This is a genomic window from Microvirga sp. P4_G7, assembly GCF_056401005.1.
In genome coordinates this window covers 1-1,379 of record NZ_JBFUKD010000846.1, presented here as the reverse complement: position 1 = coordinate 1,379, position 1,379 = coordinate 1, and the positions used below count along the sequence as shown (strand labels likewise).

Annotated in this window: 2 protein-coding genes; both read left to right on the top strand. The window is 57.8% G+C overall.

What is annotated here, in order from left to right:
* The coding region (locus AC1DT3_RS21265) for an ABC transporter substrate-binding protein (RefSeq protein ID WP_477467174.1) at positions 1-785 on the top strand (785 nt) is incomplete at its 5' end.
* The coding region (locus AC1DT3_RS21260) for an ABC transporter permease (RefSeq protein ID WP_477467173.1) at positions 782-1,379 on the top strand (598 nt) is incomplete at its 3' end. The genes AC1DT3_RS21265 and AC1DT3_RS21260, both read left to right, overlap by 4 nt.

Below are 1,379 nucleotides of genomic sequence, written 5' to 3'. Positions count from 1 at the left end.
CAGCTGGCACGATCGACGTGGCTTGTCTGCCGGATTCCGACGTGTACGACGTGGCTCTATCCGGGGCGCTCGAGCCACTCGATGAGAGCAACGTACCCAACATCAAGAATGTCCTTCCGKCGCTGCGACGTCCTAATTCGGTTTCGCAGCTCTTCAGCGGCATGGTGTTGATCTACAATCCAGCGCATGCGCAGCCGAAGAGCTACGCCGACCTGTGGGACGAAAAATATCGCGGCAAAGTCGGCATCGTCGATCTCAGCTTCAATTGGATGTACGCGATCGCTGCCTTGGCGGATGGTCATTCTCTGTCCGATTTCGAGCCGGCCAAGAAGCGCTTGCTCGAATGGAAGAAGCTCGGTGTGCGGGTCTATCCGACGAACGAGGCGGTCGGACAGGCTTTGCAATCGGGCGAGATTTGGGCCACCGCGCTTTGGCGCGGGCGGGCGGTCCAATGGCAGAATGCCGGTCTTCCCGTCACCAATGTCGTGCCGTCCGAGGGCTTGATTCCAGTCACCTATGAAGCCTGCATTGCCAAGAATGCGCCCAACAAAGAGGCGGGTCTTGCTTTCCTGAACGCCATGCTCGATCCGCAAGGCCAAGTGGCGTTCGCGCAGACCATGGGATACTCGCCGACGGTGACGAATGCTCAAGTGCCCCCCGATCTCGCGAAGAAGGTGAGTTTCTCGGCTGAGGAAACCGCGAAGCTCAAGAATCCGGATTTCGCCTATCTCGCCAAGGAGTATCAGAACCTTCGTCAATGGTGGGATCGGGAGTTCCTGGCTTGAACGGAGCCTCGACCATAGCGGCGACCGCGGAAGCGGCCGCTGCCACTGTCCCGCATGCTGGGCGGAGCAAAGGTGCAAGTCTAGCATTGCCAGCGACGCTTGTTGTCGTCGGCGTGCTCCTTCTCCCTTTGCTGCTGCTCTTCCGCTATAGCTTCAATCGATACGATCGCTACGACTTGATGGTCGCGACCTTCACGATTGAGAATTATGCCAACATCTTCGGCAATCCCTTCTATCGCAGCGTCCTCCTCCGAACGGTCGAAATTGCAGCACTCTCGACTTTCATAACGGCCGTGTTGGCGTTTCCCGTCGCATACTTCGTTGCCCGTGCAGGGCAACGTTGGAAAAGCTTGCTTGTGATCATGGTCGTGTTTCCGCTCTTTGTCGGCAACATGGTGCGAGCCGCGGGGTGGATGGCCGTCATGGGCAACCAGGGCTTTCTCAACCAAGCCTTGCTTGGTCTGGGATGGATCGATCAACCCCTTGAAATGCTCTATACACCGGTCGCCGTCATCGTCGGCATCGTCGCCGTCGTGCTCCCATTCATGATTCTGTCTCTGCAGAGCGTGATCGAGAGCATCGATCAGAACTACG